Source organism: Subtercola boreus, from assembly GCF_003399645.1.
In the GTDB taxonomy this organism is placed as follows: Bacteria; Actinomycetota; Actinomycetes; order Actinomycetales; family Microbacteriaceae; genus Subtercola; species Subtercola boreus_A.
On record NZ_NBXD01000052.1, the window covers coordinates 1 to 3,736 of the forward strand.

The following is a 3,736-nucleotide window of genomic DNA, read 5'->3' on the forward strand; positions in this document are numbered from 1 at the left end:
TCGGGCTTGCGCGGCTCATGGGAAAGCGGCCTCAGCCGGATCACAGTGTCACCGTTTCATGGGTTTCACCGCAACCCAGCTGAGACCGCCGGGTGTAAAAAGGTCAGTCGATTGCGGGGGGTTCAAACGTCACGCTCGTTGTTGCCGTCGAGCCGTCGTCAGGGACCGGGTTGCCTGACAAGTCGACAGCTGCGACTCGGGCGCTACCGCACGCAACTTGCATCCAAGGGCTATCAACCGCCCCCGCTGAATATGCAGGAGACGCCCCCGCTGGGAACGTGATCGCGTACTGCGTCTCGACTCGGAAGATGCCGGGGCCGGCGCTGCACGGCGATGCACCATTGTTCTGCTGTGAGCTGGTGTTCGCATAGTCTCTCGACGGATTCGCCCAGGACTCGCCAGTCGACTTCTGCAACACGACGTAGATGTAGATCTCCGGCACGCTTGATGTGCAGTTGACGGTTCCGACCCCGTTGATGGTCCCGTTGACGTGCGTTGACGGATGAGGGTTCTGGGCCTGGATGGTACAGACCCCGATGGTGGCCGCATTGGCTGGCGCAGCGCCCAAACCAACAGCGAGTACGGCAACAGCCGCGACGGCGAATCCGGTGAGTAGCTTTCGAATTTTCATTCGTAACTCCGTTTCATCTTCCGAACAGGGCCATTCGGCCCCTGCTCGGAGGCTAAAACTCAGCACTCAACTTGTGTAGTCGACACAAGACGCGACTATCGACGTACCCCATTCGGGGGTACGCTGCCTGCCCGGCCGCCCATCATTAATCGTTTGCCGGAGAATTTAACAGGGTTCCGTCATCGACGGTTTTAGCCGCATTGTGTTGTGGAGCAAGCTGTCCATTTACCGCTGGTAAATGGCTCTGACAATCTGGAGCAAGCTGTCGACTTAGGTACCCTAAGTCTCTTACTTCATTTGGAGCAAGCTATAAATTTACCCTGTGTAAATTGGCTTGACTCCGATGGAGGGTCCCCGTTCCGGGTTCGCTGCGCTGGGCTACTGCCGCACACGCGGAGCGTGTTTGCCACTAATGGACAGGGGCGTAATGAGCGACCGGGTGGCATCAGGTGAGTACGTTTCACGCACGCGGGAAGTGCACGAGCTCGAGGGGGATCGCGACGCCGGAAGGCTGATGGTGGTTCATTCAGATACCCGAGCTAGGTCAAGGTGCGGTCGGTCAAGCCAGGCGCCGAAAAGACATCCAGGGCGCAGCTAACGAGGTCGCGGCGTTGTGGCTCGACGTCGATTTGAACCAGGTCGAAGTTGACGTCTACGTCACACCTAGGCCACCACATGGCCAGACGTTCATAGCCGCAATGATTGGGCTTCTTATCTCTTTAGGGCGACGAGCTCGCGATTGAAGCGCTACCCCTACCGAGACCACCAGCGTTTCTTCTTGAGTGCTTGGGAAGGCTTTTTTTCAACCTCAGAGGAGATTGGGCGGGCTACTTCTAACATCGCCATGGCCCGCTGGAGGTCGACTATCCGTTCTTTGCGTTCCTCTGCGATTGCCTCTGCCTTCTGACGTTGACCTAGCTCATGAGCTAGGTCACGCTCCAACTGAGAGACCCGTATTTCCAGAGGAGAAAGCTCCTGACCTAGCTCATGACCAAGGTCAGAATCGATTTGACCTAGGTCAGCGAGCCAGGTCTTCTTGGGTGCTATTTGAGCGGCCTGAAGGGCCTCTATTGGGATGCGCCACACGCCGCCACGATCTTTGTGCGCTCCGACCAGCTCCCCGGCGGCGAGCCGACGTTTCAGAGTCGCCCGGGATATTTCAAAGCGCTCGACGACTTCGCTAAGCGTCAGCTCCGGTCGCTGTCTCACGGAAACAACGGCGGGGGCATCGTGTCCGCCTCGCGTCGATCCAAGGCTCTCTTTCCGGCCATTTGAGCGGCGGGTGTAGAGATGCTAAGCAGCCCCGCAATCTCTCGCCATAACATCCCGTTGGCGCGCCACTTCAGTATCTGTTCCCCTCGCTCACGTAGCCGTTTTTCATAGTCTTCACGTGGCTCGGCGGCCAGACGTTGAATTGTGCGCGGGGAGACTCCCAGCAATTCAGCGCCCTCCCTAGCCGTGACTTTTCGTTGTCCTTGCACGCGCGCGGTCATAGCAAGACCTCTTTCCAGTTCGGAGAGATTTTGGCCGTTCGTTTCGCGGAGGCGCGTTGACTTCTTCGCCGCTGATTTTCTGACGACGCCCACTCTGCCCGGTTGCGGGCTGTCTGCTCCGGGGTGATGTTTCGCCTGGTCCATCGAGCGACTGACCGAGCGAGGTGCGTTACTTCGTTGTGTTCGAGCGGCGCGGCAAATTCTGCGTTCACATTCAGCGCGTAGGCGAGAGTGGTTTCTTCCCAAAGCGCAGCGGGTTCGGCCCAGTACCGGCTGATCGCGGGATAGGCCCATTGCCGGACCCTGTTGAAGAGTGCAACGTTTCGGCCGAGTCCGCTGTTCTCGGCTGTTTTGCGAGGGAGTGATCGGGGGAAAAGATCGCCCAAGTCGTTGGCCAGCTGGCCGAGCGTGTAGGGCTTCTCTGGGCCCCAGAACGTCTCCCAGTGCTCGTGTAGCGGGTTCTTCGTCAGCAGGCCGGCGTAGCCGGCGTCTCCGTCGAGTGCGTGCGTTAGGCCGGCCTCTACCCGGGCCGCCAGCTTCATAGGTTCCAGGCGGGCGCTGTCGGTTCTGCAGACGGGTGTTTCGAGTACCCAGCCCACATGGCCATGCCCATTTTCTGGATTGATCGACACCCAGGACGGATCGGGATGGGTTGCGGGTCGCCAGAACGACTTCAGCAGCGCGTCCTCGTGATCGACATCAACCACGAGCATCGAGAGCAACGCCCGGGGAGAAGCTTCCACGTAACGCCGTGTGCGGGCCGTCGGCCGATTCTCTCGTCTGACCCCCACCGAGAGATCGTCGGTAGCTAACGGAGCCCTAGGGAGCCACGCAGCGTCCCACAGGTCCGGAGTGAAGGTCATGCAGCAAATGTATGGTCACATCCGTTATATAACAGGTACGACTCACCCTTAATCAGATACTTCCGATTCCGGGCCTGACTTTCCGCGGATTTTCTTGACCTAAAAACCCTCTCCCTCCCCCTGATTCCACAAAAATCTTTTACCTTCTTGAGCTTTGCCTGCTGCGCCAAGCTCTTGGTTGCTACGTGGCCTTGTCCTGGATTGCTTTAGCCCGCCCAAAATTTTTTTTCGGCTCGTTTTCGAGCTGCGGTGGCAGCGATGGGCGCTCGGTAGACCGTATTCGCTCCATTGAGGCAGGCACCGTGACCGGCGAAGGCTTCGACAATGAAATGACCCGACGTTGGTGGTGGGCATGCGAGTTAGCATCAAAGAGTGGACATTAGTTCAGACGAATTCCTTGATGTCGGCGTGGAAAGAACCGCCGAAATATTTCGCGTGCGCTTTTGGTCCGTGCCGGTAAACGACTGGACGGCTGCAACGGTCGAGGGCTGGCGCATTAAAAACGCCAATGTTTCGGAAGTTTTGGAATGGGCCAGGGCAAACTGTCGGGAACGTACATTCGAACTTTTTATAGAGTGGGCAGATCAGGCACAAACCATGGACGGCAAATTGGTCCCGCAGGTCGGGCTTGCGCGGCTCATGGGAAAGCGGCCTCAGCCGGATCACAGTGTCACCGTTTCATGGGTTTCACCGCAACCCAGCTGAGACCGCCGGGTGTAAAAAGGTCAGTCGATTGCGGGGGGTTCAAA

At 58.3% G+C, this 3,736-nt stretch carries 3 protein-coding genes; 1 reads left to right on the forward strand and 2 read right to left on the reverse strand.

From position 1 onward, the window contains the following. Nucleotides 1-1,384 precede the first annotated feature (1,384 nt). Entirely contained in the window at nucleotides 1,385-1,840 is a 456-nt protein-coding gene (locus B7R24_RS18485) for a helix-turn-helix domain-containing protein (protein ID WP_367302634.1), read from the reverse strand. A 280-nt stretch (nucleotides 1,841-2,120) separates the two neighbouring features. Further along, nucleotides 2,121-2,987 (reverse strand): replication initiation protein, encoded by an 867-nt coding sequence (locus B7R24_RS16820; protein ID WP_116420210.1) that lies wholly within the window; start codon nucleotides 2,985-2,987, stop codon nucleotides 2,121-2,123. A gap of 372 nt (nucleotides 2,988-3,359) precedes the next feature. On the opposite strand from B7R24_RS16820, the gene B7R24_RS17425 reads away from it, so the two are divergent. Then, complete coding sequence (locus tag B7R24_RS17425; RefSeq protein WP_147304099.1) at nucleotides 3,360-3,692, forward strand: hypothetical protein; 333 nt, start codon at nucleotides 3,360-3,362, stop codon at nucleotides 3,690-3,692. The last annotated feature ends 44 nt before the right edge of the window (nucleotides 3,693-3,736 follow it).